Source organism: Maritimibacter sp. HL-12, from assembly GCF_900177545.1.
In the GTDB taxonomy this organism is placed as follows: Bacteria; Pseudomonadota; Alphaproteobacteria; order Rhodobacterales; family Rhodobacteraceae; genus Sinisalibacter.
In genome coordinates, this window is sequence record NZ_FXBQ01000001.1 from 2,244,264 (window position 1) to 2,262,422 (window position 18,159).

An 18,159-nucleotide genomic window follows, 5' to 3' on the forward strand; every position below is an offset into this window, starting at 1 on the left:
GAGGCCGTGAAGGGGGGGAAGTGAGCGAAAACAAGACCCAACCCACCGACGAAGAGGTCGCCGCCTTTCTCGCCACGGTCGAGCACCCGACCCGCCGCGCCGATGCCCTTTCACTTGATACGTTGTTTCGCGAGGTCACCGGGTGGCGGCCTCGGATGTGGGGGCCTTCGATCGTCGGCTACGGCAGCTATCGTTACACCTATGACAGCGGCCGCAGCGGCGAGATGTGCGCCACCGGCTTCAGCCCGCGCAAGGCGAACCTGTCGATCTACATCATGCCCGGCTATGCCGACTTCGGCGATATCCTCGCCGACCTCGGCAAGCACCGTCTCGGGAAAGCCTGCCTTTACGTCAACAAGCTCGCCGATATCGACCGCGCGGTGCTCAAGCGGCTGATCCGGGCCGGGCTGGACGATCTCGCGGCACGCTGGCCGGTCGCACCGAGTTGACGGTCGCTCACTCCCACCAGCGGTCGATCGCGGCGATATCGCCGTCGGACCAGCCGAAATGGTGGGCGAGTTCGTGCACCAGCACATGCGACACCAGCGCGGCGAGGTCGACGTCGCCCCGGTCGATCCATTCGTCGAGGATGGCGCGGCGGAACAGCCAGATCGCATCGGGACCGTGCGGCACGTCCATCACCGATTTCTCGGTGAGCGGAATGCCGTCATAGAGCCCGGTAAGCTCGAAGGCGTCCTCGATTCCCATCTCGTCGAGGATGTAGTCGGGGGCAAGATCCTCGACGCGCAGCGTCACCTTGCCCGCCGCGTCGCGGTAGGGCTTGGGCAGGGCCTCGATCGCGGCGCGGGCCATTTCCTCGATCTCGTCGAGGCCAGGGGCGATTCTCGGGCCGCTCATCACAAGCCCCCGGTGCGGATGAAGGCACCTGCCAGCACGAAGAGCACCGAAAACAGCGTCACGCCCCGGATGTGCCAACCCATCAGCGGCAGGGTCTCGGCCGAAAGCCGCGGGATCACACGGAACCGGGCGTTCAGGGCGAGCGCGGCGGTGGCGGCGAGAAGCGCGAGCTTCACCCCGACCGCCGCACCGACAGGATCGGCGGCGGAGAACCAGTCGCGCCAGTCGGGCACCAGGTATAAGGCCAGCCAGAGCCCGGTGGCCACCTGCACCAGCAGAGCAGGAATGCCGATCCGCTCATAGCCGGCCTCGAAATCGGTCAGCACACGCGGATCGCCTGCCCGGAGCGCGCGCGGCAGCACGGTGAAGGCAAGCACGAGATGGCCGCCTGTCCAGATCGCCGCGCCGAGCAGGTGCAGGGCCAGAATGGTATAGAACATCGCGCGCTCCTTGTTTCGCCTCCTGCCCGATATGGACAAAACCCGCCCGGTATGAAAGAGCAACCGCGACAGGAGACACCCATGACCGTTACCCGTTTCGCGCCCTCCCCCACCGGCTATCTGCACGTCGGCAACCTGCGCACCGCGCTTTTCAATTTCCTCATCGCCCGCAAGGCGGGCGGGCAGTTCATCCTGCGTCTCGACGATACCGACCCGGAACGCTCGAAGCAGGAATACGTCGACGCGATCATGGAAGACCTCGAATGGCTCGGGCTGACCTGGGATCGGGTGGAGCGCCAGTCGTCCAGGCTGGAGCGCTACGAGGCGGCGGCGGAGGAGTTGCGCGCAAAGGGCCGGTTCTACGAGTGTTTCGAGACCCCGACCGAACTCGATCTCAAGCGCAAGAAGCAGCTCAACATGGGGCGCCCGCCGGTCTATGACCGCGCGGCGCTGAACCTTTCCGAGGCCGAGAAGGACCGGTTGCGCGCCGAGCGCGGGCAGGGGCACTGGCGCTTCAAGCTCGATCAGGAACGCATCGAATGGGAAGATGGCATCCTTGGCGCGCTTTCGATCGACGCCGCCAGCGTCTCGGACCCGGTGCTGATCCGCGCCGACGGGCAGTTTCTCTACACGCTCGCCAGCGTTTGCGACGATATTGACTTCGGCATCACCAACGTGGTGCGCGGCTCGGACCACGTTACCAACACCGCGACGCAGATCCAGATCATCGAGGCGCTGGGCGGCACGGTACCCGGGTTTGCCCACCATTCGCTGCTGACCGGGCCGCAGGGTGAGGCGCTTTCGAAACGGCTGGGCACGCTGGCGTTGCGCGATCTGCGCGCGCAGGGGATCGAGCCGCTGGCGCTTCTGAGCCTGATGGCGCGGCTCGGCTCCTCGCAGCCGGTGGAATTGCGCAGCTCGCTCGACGAAATCATCGAAGGCTTCGATCTGTCGGCTTTCGGCGCGGCCCCCACCAAGTTCGACGTGAACGATCTGTTCCCGCTCACCGCGCATTACCTCGCCCAGCAGCCTTTCGAGGCGGTGGCCGAGCAGGTGCGCGCGCTGGGCGTGCCCGATGACATCGCGGAAGCCTTCTGGACGGTGGCGCGCGAGAACATCACCACGCTGACCGATCTCGAAGGCTGGTGGGCGCTTTGCCGTGACGGCGCCGAGCCGGTGGTGGCGGACGATGACCGCGAGATGGTTGCCGCCGCGATGGCGCTGTTGCCGGAGCCGCCCTACACGGCGGAAAGCTGGGGCGCGTGGACGGCGGCAGTCAAGGAAGCCACCGGGCGCAAGGGCAAGGGGCTGTTCATGCCGCTCAGGAAGGCGCTGACCGGGATGGACCACGGGCCCGACATGGCGTCACTGATGCCGCTGTTGCAGAAGGTGCGGCGCTGAAGGCGGGCGGCCCCGGCTTTCAGCCCTTCAATATTATCGGCAGAAATATCGGGGTACAGCCGTGCCCTGCTTGTCTGAATCGCGCTTTTGCGGTCAGCTCCGGTCGCGCCAGCGGTTGACCATCGGGTAGCGCCGGTCGAGCCAGAAGGCGCGCTTGGTGAGGCGCGTGCCGGGGGCGGACTGGAAGCGCTTGTATTCCGAGATGAAGATCAGGTGTTCCACCCGCTTGACAGTCGTGCGGTCGAAGCCTTCCGCCACCAGCTCGCCCACGCTGGCCTCGCGGTCGATCAACCCCTCGAGGATCGCATCGAGCACCTCGTAGGGGGGAAGTGAATCCTCGTCCTTCTGGTCTTCGCGCAGTTCCGCCGAGGGCGGTTTTTCGATCACACGGGGCGGGATGACCTCGCCTGCCGGGCCATTCATCCACGCCCGGTGATGGACATTGCGCCATCGACAGGTCTCGAAAACGCGGGTCTTGTAGAGATCCTTGATCGGGTTGTAGCCGCCCGCCATGTCGCCGTAGATCGTGGCATAGCCCACCGCCACCTCTGACTTGTTGCCGGTGGTGAGCAGCATTTCGCCGAACTTGTTCGACAGTGCCATGAGCAGCAGCCCGCGCAGGCGCGACTGGATGTTTTCTTCCGTGAGATCGGGCTCGGTGCCCGCGAAGAGCGGTGCCAGCGCCTCGGTGACCGCTGCCTGTGGCTCCGAGATCGGCACGACATCGCAGCGCACGCCGAGCGCCGCCGCGACCGCCTCGGCATCGTCGCGCGATGCCTTGGACGTGTATTGCGAGGGCAGCATCACGCAGCGGACGTTTTCGGCCCCGAGCGCATCCACCGCGATGGCGGCCACCAGCGCGGAATCGATCCCGCCCGAGAGGCCGAGCAGAACCTTCTGAAAGCCGGTTTTTGCCACGTAGTCGCCCAGCCCCATCACCATGGCGCGGTAATCGGCCTCCCACTCGTCGGGCGCGGGCACGATCTCGCGGGTGGCAACGCGCCAGCCGTCGGCGCGGCGAACGAGGTCGACATGGGCCAGCATTTCCTCGAACTGCGGCAGTTGGAAGGCGATCTCGCCGCCCGGGTTCACCGCGAAGCTGGCACCGTCGAACACCTGGTCGTCTTGCCCGCCCACCATGTTGAGATAGACCAGCGGCACACCGGTTTCGGCAACCCGCGACCGCATGAGCCCCTGCCGAACCGGCACCTTGCCGCGAGAATAGGGCGAGCCGTTCGGCACCACCAGCACCTCCGCCCCGGCCTCAGCCATTGTGGTGCAAACGTGGTTTTCCCACCAGGCATCTTCGCAGATCGGCGTTCCGATCAGCAGCGGGCCGATCCGGAAGGGGCCTTGATCGGGGCCGCGGGCGTAGAGCCGCTTTTCGTCGAACACCTCGACGTTCGGCAGCACCTGCTTGAGGACGTGCAACCGCACCGCGCCGCCTTCGAGGATGCAATAGGCGTTGTAGAGGTCGCGCCCGTCGTGGAACGGCGCTCCGATACCGATCGCGGGGCCGTCGGCGGTGTCGGCGGCGAGCGCGGCGGTGGCGTCCATCGCGTCGCGCCAGAATGCCGGGCGGGTCACCAGATCCTGCGGCTGGTAGCCGATCAGGAAGGCCTCGGGAAAGACCACGAAATCCGCCCCCGACGCCTTCGCCTCATCCCAGGCCGCGCGCGCCTTGGCGGCGTTTCCGGCAATGTCGCCCAGCGTGGGGTTAAGCTGGGCCAGCGTGAGGCGGAAGGTGTCGCTCATGATGCGCCTTCGGGATTGGTGAGTTCGGCTTCGGTTTAACAGGTTTGTGGGCGAGGAAAAGCCAGCGCCGCAGCGCCGGGGGCGAAAAGCGTTGTCTCGAAGGGGGGGCTCGCATAGGTTTTGGGCAACCAGCCGGACGGCTGGACAATCGGGGAAAGAGGGAAGCGATGTCGGAGCAGGTTTGGGGATGGAAGCCGACGGTTCTGGCCCTGGCGGTTGCGCTGGCGGCCCCGGCGGGCGTGCTGGCGCAGGACGGTGGCGCGCTGGAAGTGGTTCAATACGACGACGGCTCGATCTACGAGGGCCAGTTGAAGGACGGGGTGCGGCACGGTCGCGGCACTTTGCGTACCCCCACGGGCTATGAATACGCCGGCAGCTTTGTCGATGGCGAGATCCGCGGCGAGGGTGTGGCCCGCTTTCCGAACGGTTCGGTCTACGAGGGCGGCTTCGCCAAGGGCCGCCCGCACGGGTTTGGCAAGGTCACCTATGCCGATGGCACCTCCTATGAGGGCGATTGGGTCGACGGCAAGATCAACGGCAGCGGGCTTGCGATCTATGCCAACGGTTTCAAGTACGAAGGTGGCTTCCGCACTGGCCAGCACCACGGCCAGGGGCGGCTCGAAAGCCCTTCGGGCACCGTCTACGAGGGCGCCTGGGTGATGGGCGAAAAGCAGGGGCAGGGCGAGCTCACCGAAGCCGATGGCTCGGTGTACGAAGGCACTTTCGAGGATGGCCAGCCCAATGGCGAGGGGGTGTTCGTGGCCGCCGACGGGATGCGCTACGAAGGCACCTGGACCGATGGCCAGATGGACGGCGAGGGCAAGCTCACCGAGGCGAATGGCGACGTCTACGAAGGACCCTTCGTGATGGGCGTGCGCTCGGGCGTGGCGAAGGTTACCTATGCCAACGGCGATGTCTACGAGGGCGATTTCGTCTCCAACCGGCGGTCGGGGCAGGGGGAGTTCATTGGGGCCGATGGCTACCGCTACGAAGGCGCCTGGATCGACGACCGGATCGAGGGTGAAGGCGTCGAGACCTATCCCGATGGATCGGTCTACACCGGCCAGTTCCGTGCCGGACTGCCCGATGGCGCAGGGCGTATCGAATACCCGGACGGGTCAATCTACGAGGGCGATTTCCGCGACGGTGTCTTCGAAGGGCAAGGCACGCTCACCCGCGCCGATGGCACCATTTACGAGGGTGCTTTCGTCTCGAATCTCTACGAGGGCGAGGGCACGCTCACGCTGCCTTCGGGGGTGATCTACGAGGGAAGCTGGAAGGCCGGGTTTGCCGATGGCAGCGGCAGGCTCACCCGGCCCGACGACACCTTCTACGAGGGTAGCTGGAAGAACGGCACGCGCGATGGCGAGGGCCGGGAGCGTTACGAGGACGGCACGATCTACGAGGGCGGTTTTACCGACGGCATGCGCGAGGGGCGCGGCACGGTGACCTACCCCGACGGTGAGAGCGTGACGGCGCAATGGGAGCAGGGGGTGATGACCTCGGCGCTCGATGACGAAGCGGACAATGCCGAACCCGCCGAACAATAGCGCAACCTCCGGATGGCATGAACAGGAAAAGGGCCGCCCCTGGAGGCGGCCCTTTTTTCAACCGGCGATCAGGTCACTGGATTTTGTTGATCTTCATCACCTTCATGGCGAGCTTCTCATAGAACGGCTCTGACACGCCCTTCTTGATCTTGCGCATGAAATACCATTCGAAAGCGAGCTTGGCCCAGTGCACCCATTTGCCTTCGCTGGCCCAGTTGACGTTGCGCGGCGGGTTTTGCGGCATCGCGAGGAAGGCAGCGCCACGGTCGCCGAAATCGGCAAGGCAGAGCGCGTTCCACGAAGGCAGTTCGTTCGGTTCCTCGCCGCGCAGGATGCGGGGCAGGTTGTGCGCGGTCGCGGTCACCATGCTCTCGATCATGAAGCCGGTTTTCGGCACGCCGGTGGGCACCGGGGTGACAACCGGCGGCGCGATGGCGATGGCCACGCCGATACCGAAGATGTTGCGGTATTTCGGGTTGCGCTGGTACTCATCGACGATCACGAACCCACGCGGGTTCACCAGCCCTTCGATCCCCATCAGCGCCGGGATGCCCCGGAACGCCGGCAGCATCATCTTATATTTTGCCGGGATCTCGTGCTTTTTCTTCTCGTTGCCGTCCTCGTCGAACTCGGTGATGTGGATCGCGTCCTCGGTGAACTTCTCGGTCTTGGCGTTGGTGATCCACTTGATGTCGCGGTCGCGCATGATCGATTCGAGCATGCCCTTGGTATCGCCCACGCCGCCGAGGCCGAGATGGCCGATATAGGGTTCGGAGGTGACGAAGGTCATCGGCACCTTGTGCTTGATCTTGCGTTTGCGCAGGTCGGTGTCGAGCGTCAGCAAGTATTCATAGGCCGGGCCGAAGCATGAGGCACCTTGAACCGCGCCGATGACGATCGGGCCGGGATCGGCGCAGAACTGGTCCCAGGCACCGCCGGGGCCGCCCGACTTGACCGCATCCTCGACATGGCAGACCGAGTTGGTGTGCTTGTCGGGGCCGAAACCCTCGATCTCGTCGAAGGCCAGATCGGGCCCGGTGGCGATCACGAGGTAGTCGTAGCCGACCTCGCGGCCGGATTCGAGGATGACCTTGTTTTCGTCCGGCACCAGCTTGGCCGCACCGTCGCAGATGAAGTCGATCCCGCGGCGCTGCATCACCGGGGCAAGATCGACGGTGAGCTCATCCTGTTTGCGCCAGCCCACGCCCGCCCATGGGTTCGAGGGGGTGAACTGGAAATAGGGCTTGTTGGAAATCACCGTGATCTTGTCGCTGCGGGTGAGGGTATCCTTGAGCTCGTAGGCCTGGATCGTTCCCCCGAGGCCCGCGCCCAGGATGACTACATGTGCCATTGATATGTCCCTTTTTCTTGGCTGAACCTGTGTCGCCAGCCCCGTTGGTCTTGTCCTGCCCATGCCGGGGCAGAACAATTCTTGCATACAAATCCAACTATTCCAAATTTTGTGATTGGATCATAAGCAAAGGCGCAATTTTACACAAACCCCGACCTCGGGAAGGACTGGGGCAAAACGACGCGGGGTAGTGGGGTTGATCTGCTCTGCGGCCGTCAGGCGCGGAAGCTGTCGATCAGGCCGCCGATCACGCGGCCGCCTTCATCGACAAGGCTGAAACTCTGGTTGTCGAGCAACCAGCGCAGCGAGATACCCTGCATCGCCGACGTGACGAGGTGGGCGGCATCCTCAGCGGCGATCTCGGCATGATGGATGCCGGCGGCCTGTGCCGCCGTGATCAACCGCGTGAACTCAGCGCCCTTGACGGCAAAATACTCGGAAAACCTGCTGCGCAGCGGTTCGTTTTCGGCATGAAGCTCGCGCGAGAACAGGATCGCCGGGATCGCCGGTTGGCCCTCGATATGCACGAAATGTCGCCCGACCAGTTGCTTGAGGCGATCATGTGGATCGTCTTGCGCGATCACGACGGGGTGGCTGTGCAAAGCCTGCATCTCGTCCACGATCCGGACACCAACCGCCGCCCAGATATCCGTCTTGGTCGCAAAGTGGCGAAAGATCGCGGGCTGGGTGACGCCCACGGCGTCGGCCAGGTGTTGGGTGGTCACCCGGTCAGGGCCGATCGTCGCCGAAAGACGGATCGCGGAGTCGACAATCTCCGCCTTGCGATCGACAGAACTTTTTCGTGTTCGCGGTTGCGACATGACCCAACTTCCTTTTCAGCACTCGCCTGTTCACTCGTAAACGCTCGCTGCACCAGAAGGATACGGCGGTTCGGACATGTTTTGCGCCAATTTTCCGGCCGCGTCCAGTGGCGGGGCCGCAATGAGCGGGTACACGTTAAATACGCTATCCTCCGGCCCGCCCGGGTGATCGCCGCGCTGCCGCGCGTGCATACCGGCCGAAACAAACCGCGAGCGCCCGCGCGAATGGCTCGCAAGACGCGCGGGCGGCGGCTTACCAGGGGACGGGTTTGCCGGCCCAGTCGAAAAACCCGCCGGTATCGGCGGGAGACAGGCCATCGAGCACATCGAGAAGATGGGCGGCCGCGGCTTTCGCCGGCACGCGGGCGTGCCCGGCACCGTGGGTTTCGGTCAGCCGGGTGGCGACCGTGCCCGGGTGCAGCACGACACAGACAGCCTCGTGGTGGCTGCGCGCAAGCTCGATCGCCGCGCCGTGCACGAGTTGGTTGAGCGCGGCCTTGGCGGCGCGGTAGCCGTGCCAGCCGCCGAGACGGTTATCGCCGATCGAACCGACACGGGCCGAAAGCGCGGCGAAGCGGCTCGGGCGGTCGCGCGGCAGGAGCCGGGGCAAGTGGCGCAGCACCAGGGCGGGGCCGGTGGCATTGAGCGCGAACTGCGCCGCCAGCGCCTCGGCATTGATCTGGCGCAGCGCCTTTTCCGGCCTGTGGCCGCCGGGTTCCAGCGCGCCTGTGGCGACGAGAACGGTCTCGAACGGACCGTCGAGCGCGCCGAGCAAACGCTCGACGCTGGCGGGATCGGTCAGCTCGAGCCCGTCGTCGCGCCGCGACAGCCGGGTGACGCGAGCGCCGCGCGACTCCAGCACCGATGCAAGGGCGGACCCGATGCCGCCAGAAGCGCCGATCACGAGTGCATTGTGTGTCATGCCCTCACTACGGCAGATGCGGCGCAGCAGACCAAAAAGCTCTTTTCATCGTGATCGTGGCGGCTATAGTGCGCGCCATGATCAACGCGGCACATATCGCTTTCTTGTCCGGGGCACCTCTGCGCCCGGCCGCCGCGCTGCTTCTGCTTCTTAGCCGCCTCTGAGCGTGCCCCTTGGCGCGACCGCTCAGAGGTTTTCATTTGCGCGCCACTTGACGCAGACCGGCTAAGACCAAGAGAGAGATACCACCATGAGCATTCCCACCGAACAGGACCGCGTCCTGATTTTCGACACGACGCTGCGCGACGGCGAGCAAAGCCCCGGCGCAACCATGACCCACGAGGAAAAACTCGAGATCGCCGAGATGCTCGACGAGATGGGGGTGGACATCATCGAGGCGGGCTTTCCAATCGCCTCGGAGGGCGATTTCAACGCCGTGAAGGAAATCGCGCAGCGCTCCAAGGACGCGGTGATCTGCGGGCTGTCGCGGGCCAATTTCAAGGATATTGACCGGTGCTGGGACGCGGTGAAGCACGCGGGTAAACCGCGCATTCACACCTTCATCGGCACCTCGCCGCTGCACCGCGAGATCCCCGGTCTGAGCCAGGACGCGATGGCCGACCTGATCCACGAGACCGTGAGCCACGCCCGCAACCTGTGCGACAACGTGCAGTGGAGCCCGATGGACGCCACCCGCACCGAGCACGATTATCTTTGCCGGGTGATCGAGATCGCGATCAAGGCCGGGGCGACGACGATCAACATCCCCGATACCGTGGGCTATACCGCCCCGCGCGAGAGCGCCGATCTGATCCGGATGCTGATCGAGCGGGTGCCGGGGGCCGACGAGGTCGTCTTTGCCACCCATTGCCACAACGATCTCGGGATGGCCACGGCGAACGCGCTGGCCGCCGTCGAGGCCGGTGCCCGCCAGATCGAGAGCACGATCAACGGGCTGGGTGAGCGCGCCGGCAACACCGCGTTGGAAGAAGTGGTGATGGCGCTCAAGGTGCGCAACGACATCATGCCTTTCAGCACCGGGGTGGACACAACCAAGATCATGTCGATCAGCCGCCGGGTGGCGCAGGTCTCGGGCTTCCCCGTGCAGTTCAACAAGGCAATCGTCGGCAAGAACGCCTTCGCCCACGAGAGCGGCATCCACCAGGACGGGATGCTGAAAAACCCGCAGAACTTTGAGATCATGCGGCCCGAGGATATCGGTCTGGCCGAATCCTCCTTGCCGCTCGGCAAGCACTCGGGCCGCGCCGCGCTGAAGGCGAAGATGAAGGGATTGGGCTACGAACTGGCCGACAACCAGCTCGCCGATGTTTTCGTGCGCTTCAAGGAACTGGCCGACCGCAAGAAGGAAGTGTTCGACGAAGACCTGATCGCGCTGATGGGCGACGGCACCGATACCGCGAATGACCGGATCAAGGTGAAGTTCCTGCGCGTGATCTGCGGCACCGAGGCACCGCAGTCGGCCGACCTCACCCTCACCGTCGATGGGGTCGACAACCAGGTGACGGCGACCGGCGACGGCCCGGTGGATGCCACCTTCAACGCGATCAAGAACCTCTTTCCGCATACCGCCCGCCTCAACCTCTACCAGGTGCACGCGGTGACCGAGGGCACCGATGCGCAGGCGACGGTGACGGTGCGGATGGAAGAGGACGGCAAGATCGTCACCGGGCTTTCCTCGGATACCGACACCGTGGTGGCCTCTGCCAAGGCTTACGTCAACGCGCTCAACAACCTCATCGTGCGGCGCGAGAAAACCAAGCCCGAGGGCGTTTGACCCCGAAACAGGCGGTGGCGAAAAACTGCCGTGAGGCGCAGCGCCGGGCCTTCCCACGCGCTGCGCCCACGCCTATAAGGCCCGGACGGGTGAAGTCCGTTCACCGGGGTTTAAACACAGGGTTTTCGCAGCGATGGCATTATTTTCCGGCCTCTTCTCGTCCGATATGGCGATTGATCTCGGCACGGCAAACACGCTCGTCTACGTCAAGGGCCGCGGGATCATCCTGAACGAACCCTCGGTGGTTGCCTACCACGTCAAGGATGGGGTGAAGAAGGTGCTTGCGGTCGGCGAGGACGCCAAGCTCATGCTCGGGCGCACCCCCGGTTCGATCGAGGCGATCCGGCCTATGCGCGATGGCGTGATTGCCGATTTCGACAGCGCCGAGGAGATGATCAAGTATTTCATCCGGAAGGTGCACAAGCGCACGACCTTCTCAAAGCCCAAGATCATCGTCTGTGTGCCACATGGTGCCACGCCGGTCGAGAAGCGCGCCATTCGCCAATCGGTGCTGAGCGCCGGGGCGCGACGCGCCGGGCTGATCGCCGAACCGATCGCTGCGGCGATCGGCGCGGGGATGCCGATCACCGATCCCACCGGCTCGATGGTTGTCGATATCGGTGGCGGCACGACCGAGGTGGCGGTGCTCAGCCTCGGTGATATCGTCTATGCCCGCTCGGTGCGCATAGGGGGTGACCGGATGGATGAGGCCGTCGTCAACTTCCTGCGCCGCCAGCACAACCTGCTCGTGGGCGAAGCCACTGCCGAGCGGATCAAGACCTCGATCGGGTCCGCGCGGATGCCCGATGACGGACGCGGGGTGAGCATGATGATCCGCGGGCGTGACCTTCTCAACGGCGTGCCCAAGGAGATCGAGATCAACCAGGCGCAAGTCGCCGAGGCGCTGGCCGAGCCGGTGCAGCAGATCTGCGAGGCGGTGATGACCGCGCTGGAAACCACTCCGCCCGATCTTGCCGCCGATATCGTCGACCGGGGCGTGATGCTCACCGGCGGCGGCGCGCTGCTTGGCGAGCTTGACCTTGCATTGAGGGAACAGACCGGGCTTTCGATCTCGGTGGCCGACGAGTCACTCAATTGTGTGGCGCTGGGCACGGGCCGGGCACTGGAATACGAAAAGCAACTGCGACACGTTATCGACTACGATAGCTGACGCCGGGGGAGGCCCCCGTTGCGTGGGAGGCCGGTTTGGCGAAGAACAAACGGCACGGAGAAGACTATGTAACCCCCGTCAGGCGCATCCTGGTGGGGCTTCTGGTGTTCGTGTTGCTGGCCGTGTTCCTGATCTGGCGGATCGACAGCCCCCGGGTCGAGCGTTTCCGGGCCCAGATCGTCGACGCGCTGGTGCCCAACATGGAATGGGCGCTGGTGCCTGTCACCAAGGCCGCGGGGTTGATCGAGGGCTTTCAGTCCTACGCCCGGCTCGCGGAACAGAACCAGGAGTTGCGCCGCGAACTTCAGCAGATGAAGGCATGGCGCGAGGCGGCGCTCCAGCTTGAGCAGGAAAACGCGCGCCTTCTCGATCTCAACAACGTTCGTCTCGATGCGCGGCTGTCGTTCGTTTCCGGCGTGGTGCTCGCCGATTCAGGCTCGCCGTTTCGCCAGTCGGTGTTGCTCAACGTCGGCGCGCGCGATGGCGTGGTCGATGGATGGGCCGCGATGGATGGGCTCGGCCTCGTGGGACGGATCTCGGGGGTCGGCGGGCAGACAGCGCGGGTGATCCTGCTCACCGATTCGAGCAGCCGCATTCCCGTCACCGTCCAGCCTTCCGGCCAGACCGCGCTCCTGCGCGGTGACAACACCGGCCAGCCGCCGCTCGACTTTCTCGAAAACCCCGACGAAGTCCGGCCCGGAGACCGGGTGGTTTCGTCGGGAGATGGCGGGTTGTTCCCCGCCGGTCTGCTCGTGGGCGAGGTGGTGCGTGGCCCCGACCGGCGGCTCCGGGTCTGGCTTGCCGCCGATTACGAACGGCTCGAATTCCTGCGGGTGCTGCGGTCGCACGAGGGCGAGCGCATCGAGGACGCGGGCGCGCTGATCGTGCTGAACCCGGCGCTCGCCCCGGTTGGCGAGAACGAGGGCCCCGACGACCTCACCGCCCGGGCAGCGGGCGAGAACGGGGAGGCAGAGCAATGATTTCGCCGCTCTCGCTTCAACGCTGGATCTTCACCGGCCTCTTTTTGCTGCTTTCGATGTTCATCATCTTCGCGCGAGTCCTGCCACTGGGGGCGGATACCAGCGGCATGCCGCCGCCCGACACCATCGTTCTGCTGGGATTCGCATGGGTGCTGCGGCGGCCCGATTTCGTGCCCGTCGCCCTGTTCGCCGCGATCCTGCTGGTGAGCGATCTCCTGTTTCTGCGCCCGCCGGGGCTGGCAACCGCGATGGCGGTGATCGGGCTTGAATGGTTGCGCGCCCGCTCCGACCTGATGCGCGAACGTGGGTTCATCATCGAGTGGGCGACGGTGGCGAGCGTGCTTGCGCTGATGCTGCTGGGCGAGCGCATCTTGCTTGTCCTGCTCGTCGTGCCGCAAGACAACCTTGGGCTGGCCGTTGTCTCGCTTGCGGTCGACATCCTGTTCTACCCGTTGATCGCCGCGCTTTCGGTCTGGGGTTTCCGGGTGCGCCGCCTGGCCCCCGGCAAACACGCGGCGGAGGCGCGGCTGATATGAGACGGTCTCCCGCAGACAGCGAGAAGAGCGCCCGCGTGATCACCCGGCGCGGGCTGATCCTTGGCGCGGCACAGCTCGGCTTCGTCGGGGTTCTGGCAGGGCGGATGCGCTACATGCAACTCGAACAGGCGGACGAATACCGCCTGCTTGCCGAGCGCAACCGGATCAACATCCGTTTGCTTCCCCCGTCCCGTGGGCTGATCTTCGACCGCAAGGGGGTGCTGCTCGCCGGCAACGAGCAGAACTATCGCATTGTCATGGTGCGCGAGGATGCCGGCGACCCCGAGGCGGTGCTCGACCGCCTTGGCAAGCTGATCTGGCTCGATGCGGCGGCGAAAGATCGGGCGCTCGACGAGATGCGTCGCCGTTCGCCCTTCGTGCCGGTCACCATCGCTGACCGGGTGAGTTGGGAAGATGTCGCGAAGGTCGCCGTCAACGCCCCCGCGCTGCCCGGCGTGTTCCCCGAGATGGGGCTGAGCCGAATCTACCCGCTGGACGCCGATTTTGCCCATGTCGTTGGTTACGTCGGACCGGTGTCGGAGCGCGATCTGGACCGGCTCGAAGACCCCGACCCGCTGCTCCAGATCCCGCGGTTCCAGATCGGCAAGACCGGGGTGGAGGCGGAACTGGAGCCGGTGCTGCGCGGCAGCGCGGGGACCAGCCGGGTTGAGGTCAACGCCGTGGGGCGCGTGATGCGCGAACTCGGCCGGGAAGAGGGCATGCCGGGCGCGAGTGTGCAACTCACCGTGAACCACGCGCTGCAGAACTTCTGTGAAGCCCGAGTTGCGGGCGAGAGTGCTGCCGTCGTGGTGATGGACGCGCGAAACGGCGATATCCTCACCCTTGCCTCCGCGCCCACTTTCGATCCCAATCTTTTCGTGCGCGGGATTTCATCAAAAGACTACAGCGCCCTGCTGGAAGATCCCTATCGGCCGCTCCCAAACAAGGCGACGCAGGGTATTTACCCGCCCGGCTCGACCTTCAAGATGGTCACCGCGCTTGCGGCCCTGGAAGACGGGTTGATAGATCCGGAAGAAACCTTCACCTGCCGCGGCTTCGTCGAGGTCGGCTCGCGGCGGTTCCATTGCTGGAGCCGGGGCGGCCATGGTCGTGTCGATCTGATGCGGTCGCTGAGTGAAAGCTGCGATGTCTATTATTTCGAACTGGCGCAACTCGTCGGGATCGAGCGCATCGCCGCGATGGCGCGCAGGCTCGGGCTTGGCGTTCACCATGATCTGCCGCTCGCCTCGGTGTCGTCGGGGTTGATCCCCTCGCGAAGCTGGAAACGTGAAAACGACCGTGGCGACTGGGTGATCGGCGACACGCTCAATGCCGCCATCGGCCAGGGCTTCGTGCTCGCCTCGCCGTTGCAACTGGCGGTGATGACGGCGCGAATTGCCGCCGGTACCCAGATCGCGCCGCGGCTCGTGCGCTCGATCGAAGGGGTGGAGCAGCCCGTGGTCGGGCAGGAGCCGCTCGGGCTCGACCCCGACAACCTCGCGCTGGTGCGCCAGGGCATGTATGACGTGGTGAACGGAAACCGCGGCACCGCCGGCAGCTCGCGCGTGGTGGCCGAGGGCCTGCGGATGGCGGGCAAGACCGGCACCAGCCAGGTGCGCAACATCACCGCCGCCGAACGCGCCAGCGGCGTGACCTCGAACGAAGACCTGCCGTGGGAGCGGCGCGACCATGCGCTCTTCGTCGGCTACGCGCCGCACGATGCGCCGGAACTTGTGGTTTCGGTGGTGGTCGAACATGGCGGCGGCGGCTCGACGGCGGCCGCACCGATTGCCCGCGACGTGCTGCTCGCCGCGCTCTACGATGACGTGCCTCCGCTGACGGCCTACCCGTCGGCGCAGCGCAACACGATCCGCACCCGGTTCGAAAACCTCGACCTGCGCCCGCCGCAAGCGCCCTCGCAAGGCAGGAGCCAAGCGTGAGCTATCTTGAATACAACATCAAGTGGACTCCCAGCGGGTTGGCCAAGGTGCTCTACCTCAACTGGGCGCTGCTGCTCCTGTTGGCGGCGGCGGCGGGGATCGGCTTTTTGATGCTCACCTCGGTGGCGGGCGGCGACATCGGGCGCTGGGCGGAACCGCAGATGAAGCGTTTCGGCCTCGGCATGGCGCTGATGCTGTTCGTGGCGATGGTGCCGATCTGGTTCTGGCGCAACATGGCGGCGCTGGCCTTCGTGGTCTCGCTTGGCCTGCTGCTGGCGGTGGAGTTCTTCGGCGAGACGGGCATGGGCGCGCAACGCTGGATCGACCTTGGCGTCCTGCGCCTGCAACCCTCGGAACTGGCCAAGATTACCTTGGTCATGGTGCTCGCCGCCTATTACGACTGGCTCGACGTCAACAAGGTATCGCGCCCGTTGTGGGTTCTGGTACCGGTGGTGATCATCCTGATGCCCACCGCGCTCACGCTCTCCCAACCCGACCTTGGCACCGCGCTCCTGCTGATGCTGGGCGGCGTGGTGCTGATGTGGCTTGCGGGCGTGCATATCTTCTACTTCCTCGCCGTCGGTGCGCTCGGTGTGGGCACGGTCGCAGCGGTGTTTCTCTCGCGCGGCACCCCTTGGCAATTGCTGAAAGACTACCAGTATCGCCGGATCGACACCTTCCTCGACCCCGCCAGTGATCCGCTTGGCGCAGGCTATCACATCACCCAGTCCAAGATCGCGCTCGGCTCGGGTGGCTGGACCGGGCGGGGTTTCATGGAAGGCACCCAAAGCCGGCTGAATTTTTTGCCCGAGAAGCACACCGATTTCATCTTCACCACGCTGGCGGAGGAATTCGGCTTTGTCGGCGCCGGGTCGCTCCTTGCGCTCTACGTCGGCATCATCGTTGTTGCCGTGTTCTCGGCGATGCGCAATGCCGACCGTTTTGGCTCGCTGGTCACCTTTGGTATTGCCGCAACCTTCTTTTTCTACTTCGCGGTCAACATGTCGATGGTGATGGGGCTGGCACCGGTCGTGGGCGTGCCGCTGCCGCTGGTCAGCTATGGCGGCTCGGCGATGCTGGTGCTGATGATCGGCTTCGGCCTCGTGCAATCGGCGCATGTGCACAGGGCGCGTTCAAAATGAGCGTGGCGGTGCAGTTCATCACCTCGCGGGAGGTGTTCGAGGAGTATCGCGTTGCGCTTTCAGCGGCACTGGCCGAGACCGGCGTGGAGGCCGATCTGGCAATGGATCACCCGCCCGAGGCGGTGGATTACATCGTCTACGCCCCGCATGAGGGTGCGGTGGACCTTTCGCCCTATAGCCGCGCCAAGGCTGCGCTCGGGCTATGGGCCGGGGTCGAGACAATCATCTCCAACCCGACGCTCACCATGCCCTATGCAAGGATGGTCGATCCGGGGCTGACCGAGGGGATGGTGGAGTGGGTCACCGGCCATGTGCTGCGCCATCACCTCGAGATGGATGCCGATATTTGCCGCAGCGCGCCGAAATGGGAGAAACACGTCCCCCCGCTGGCCCGCGACCGGCGCGTGGGCGTGCTCGGGCTGGGCGAGCTTGGTGCGGCCGTGGCCCGGGCGCTGGCCGGGCTGAACTTCGACGTGGCCGGGTGGTCGCGCCGGACCAAGGAGATCGAGGGCGTGAGCTGCCATGCCGGGAGCGGGGGCCTCGACGCGGTGCTGGCGCAGTCCGAAATCCTCGTGCTCCTGCTGCCACTGACCCCGGCGACCGAGAACATCCTTGATAGCTCGGCACTGGCGCGGTTGCCCGAGGGCGCGGTGATCGTCAATCCCGGACGCGGTGCCTTGGTCGATGACGCCGCCTTGCTCGCCGCGCTCGATGCCGGGCAAGTCGGCCATGCCACGCTCGACACCTTCCGGGTTGAGCCATTGCCCGAGGATCATCCTTTCTGGCACCACCCGCGGGTGACGGTGACGCCCCATATCGCCTCCGAAACCCGGGCCGGGACGGCGTCGCGGGTGATCGCCGAGAATATCCGGCGAGGCGAGGCGGGGGAGCGGTTGCTGCATCTCGTCGACCGCGCGGCGGGCTACTGATCACGCGGGTTTCCAACGCAAACCGCCTTGCCCGAAGGCTCGGGCGCGCGGTCAGAAGATCCCGATTTCGGCCAGTTGCGCGGAGAGTTCCGCGGGCAGGGCATCGTCGCCCTCGCGGTCGGCGCGAAGATCGGCCGGCGCGTCGCTCGCGGCGAGGTAGCGCCAGCCCTGAAAGGCGCGGCGCGGCGCGGTGTTGGTGCGGTGAATATCGCGCGCAAGCACGAGGCCGCAGCGCCGGATACCGTCCTGCCCGATCACCTCGTCAAGCCGCAGGATGCGCTGGCGGGCAAGAATCGCGCCCTTGATCACCCAGTAGAGCGAGCCGCCCGCGAGCAATTCGGCCTCGCGCTTGGGCCACATCCGGGTGACGTGACGCGGCAGCCAGTCGGGGTCGCCCATCCCGCGCTCGCGCTGATAGCGGGCGAGATCCTCGACGCTTTCGCAGCCGACGCAAAGTTTCACCAGGTTGACGTATTGCGGCATGGGCACCCCCTTGCCACAAGATACCGGGTGAACCGCCGGGCGCAAGTTGACCATTCGCGGTCCTCCGCGTATCGTGATGGGCCTT

At 65.4% G+C, this 18,159-nt stretch carries 17 protein-coding genes; 10 read left to right on the plus strand and 7 right to left on the minus strand.

Annotated elements, in window-relative coordinates; translation table 11 throughout:
- Positions 1-20: 20 nt before the first annotated feature.
- Positions 21-449: a DUF1801 domain-containing protein gene (locus B9Y97_RS11305; protein ID WP_085526837.1), complete on the plus strand. Its 429-nt coding sequence runs from the start codon at positions 21-23 to the stop codon at positions 447-449.
- A 7-nt stretch (positions 450-456) separates the two neighbouring features.
- Here the strand turns inward: B9Y97_RS11305 and B9Y97_RS11310 are convergent, their stop codons facing one another.
- Together B9Y97_RS11310 and B9Y97_RS11315 are read right to left on the minus strand one after the other, a co-directional pair.
- A complete protein-coding gene (locus B9Y97_RS11310; RefSeq protein ID WP_085526838.1) occupies positions 457-858 on the minus strand; it encodes a metallopeptidase family protein in 402 nt (133 codons plus the stop codon).
- Positions 858-1,298 (minus strand): CopD family protein, encoded by a 441-nt coding sequence (locus B9Y97_RS11315; protein ID WP_085526839.1) that lies wholly within the window; start codon positions 1,296-1,298, stop codon positions 858-860. The genes B9Y97_RS11310 and B9Y97_RS11315 overlap by 1 nt, the downstream gene beginning before the upstream one ends.
- Positions 1,299-1,379: 81 nt before the next feature.
- Here B9Y97_RS11315 and gltX point away from each other — a divergent pair, with 81 nt between their 5' ends.
- On the plus strand, positions 1,380-2,699 hold the full coding sequence (gene gltX / locus B9Y97_RS11320; protein WP_085526840.1) for a glutamate--tRNA ligase: 1,320 nt from the start codon (positions 1,380-1,382) through the stop codon (positions 2,697-2,699).
- A 93-nt stretch (positions 2,700-2,792) separates the two neighbouring features.
- On the opposite strand, the gene B9Y97_RS11325 is transcribed toward gltX, so the two are convergent.
- Positions 2,793-4,454: an NAD+ synthase gene (locus tag B9Y97_RS11325; protein ID WP_085526841.1), complete on the minus strand. Its 1,662-nt coding sequence runs from the start codon at positions 4,452-4,454 to the stop codon at positions 2,793-2,795.
- Positions 4,455-4,621: 167 nt separating this feature from the next.
- On the opposite strand from B9Y97_RS11325, the gene B9Y97_RS11330 reads away from it, so the two are divergent.
- Positions 4,622-6,004 carry an MORN repeat-containing protein gene (locus B9Y97_RS11330; RefSeq protein WP_085526842.1) on the plus strand — a complete coding sequence of 461 codons (1,383 nt, stop codon included), beginning with the start codon at positions 4,622-4,624 and terminating at the stop codon, positions 6,002-6,004.
- Between the two features lie 73 nt (positions 6,005-6,077).
- Here the strand turns inward: B9Y97_RS11330 and B9Y97_RS11335 are convergent, their stop codons facing one another.
- The 3 genes from B9Y97_RS11335 to B9Y97_RS11345 form a co-directional block, all read right to left on the minus strand.
- Complete coding sequence (locus B9Y97_RS11335; protein ID WP_085526843.1) at positions 6,078-7,355, minus strand: NAD(P)/FAD-dependent oxidoreductase; 1,278 nt, start codon at positions 7,353-7,355, stop codon at positions 6,078-6,080.
- Between the two features lie 215 nt (positions 7,356-7,570).
- Positions 7,571-8,176 (minus strand): TetR/AcrR family transcriptional regulator, encoded by a 606-nt coding sequence (locus B9Y97_RS11340; protein WP_085526844.1) that lies wholly within the window; start codon positions 8,174-8,176, stop codon positions 7,571-7,573.
- A 253-nt stretch (positions 8,177-8,429) separates the two neighbouring features.
- A complete protein-coding gene (locus B9Y97_RS11345) occupies positions 8,430-9,098 on the minus strand; it encodes an SDR family NAD(P)-dependent oxidoreductase (RefSeq protein WP_085526845.1) in 669 nt (222 codons plus the stop codon).
- Between the two features lie 250 nt (positions 9,099-9,348).
- Here B9Y97_RS11345 and B9Y97_RS11350 point away from each other — a divergent pair, with 250 nt between their 5' ends.
- The 7 genes from B9Y97_RS11350 to B9Y97_RS11380 all read left to right on the plus strand — a co-directional run bounded on the left by B9Y97_RS11350 (position 9,349) and on the right by B9Y97_RS11380 (position 17,591).
- Entirely contained in the window at positions 9,349-10,893 is a 1,545-nt protein-coding gene (locus tag B9Y97_RS11350) for a 2-isopropylmalate synthase (protein ID WP_085526846.1), read from the plus strand.
- A gap of 133 nt (positions 10,894-11,026) precedes the next feature.
- Positions 11,027-12,064 carry a rod shape-determining protein gene (locus tag B9Y97_RS11355; protein WP_085526847.1) on the plus strand — a complete coding sequence of 346 codons (1,038 nt, stop codon included), beginning with the start codon at positions 11,027-11,029 and terminating at the stop codon, positions 12,062-12,064.
- A gap of 35 nt (positions 12,065-12,099) precedes the next feature.
- On the plus strand, positions 12,100-13,044 hold the full coding sequence (gene mreC / locus B9Y97_RS11360) for a rod shape-determining protein MreC (RefSeq protein ID WP_085526848.1): 945 nt from the start codon (positions 12,100-12,102) through the stop codon (positions 13,042-13,044).
- Positions 13,041-13,580, plus strand: coding sequence for a hypothetical protein (locus B9Y97_RS11365; protein ID WP_085526849.1), 540 nt, complete (start codon positions 13,041-13,043; stop codon positions 13,578-13,580). Before mreC ends, B9Y97_RS11365 begins: the two co-directional genes overlap by 4 nt.
- On the plus strand, positions 13,577-15,520 hold the full coding sequence (mrdA, locus tag B9Y97_RS11370; protein ID WP_085526850.1) for a penicillin-binding protein 2: 1,944 nt from the start codon (positions 13,577-13,579) through the stop codon (positions 15,518-15,520). The genes B9Y97_RS11365 and mrdA overlap by 4 nt, the downstream gene beginning before the upstream one ends.
- Positions 15,517-16,662 carry a rod shape-determining protein RodA gene (gene rodA, locus B9Y97_RS11375; protein ID WP_085526851.1) on the plus strand — a complete coding sequence of 382 codons (1,146 nt, stop codon included), beginning with the start codon at positions 15,517-15,519 and terminating at the stop codon, positions 16,660-16,662. Before mrdA ends, rodA begins: the two co-directional genes overlap by 4 nt.
- Entirely contained in the window at positions 16,659-17,591 is a 933-nt protein-coding gene (locus B9Y97_RS11380) for a 2-hydroxyacid dehydrogenase (RefSeq protein WP_085526852.1), read from the plus strand. The genes rodA and B9Y97_RS11380 overlap by 4 nt, the downstream gene beginning before the upstream one ends.
- A 51-nt stretch (positions 17,592-17,642) precedes the next feature.
- On the opposite strand, the gene B9Y97_RS11385 is transcribed toward B9Y97_RS11380, so the two are convergent.
- The gene (locus tag B9Y97_RS11385) at positions 17,643-18,074 is read right to left on the minus strand and encodes a DUF1489 family protein (RefSeq protein WP_085526853.1); all 432 of its coding nucleotides are present in this window, start codon (positions 18,072-18,074) and stop codon (positions 17,643-17,645) included.
- Positions 18,075-18,159: the final 85 nt, after the last annotated feature.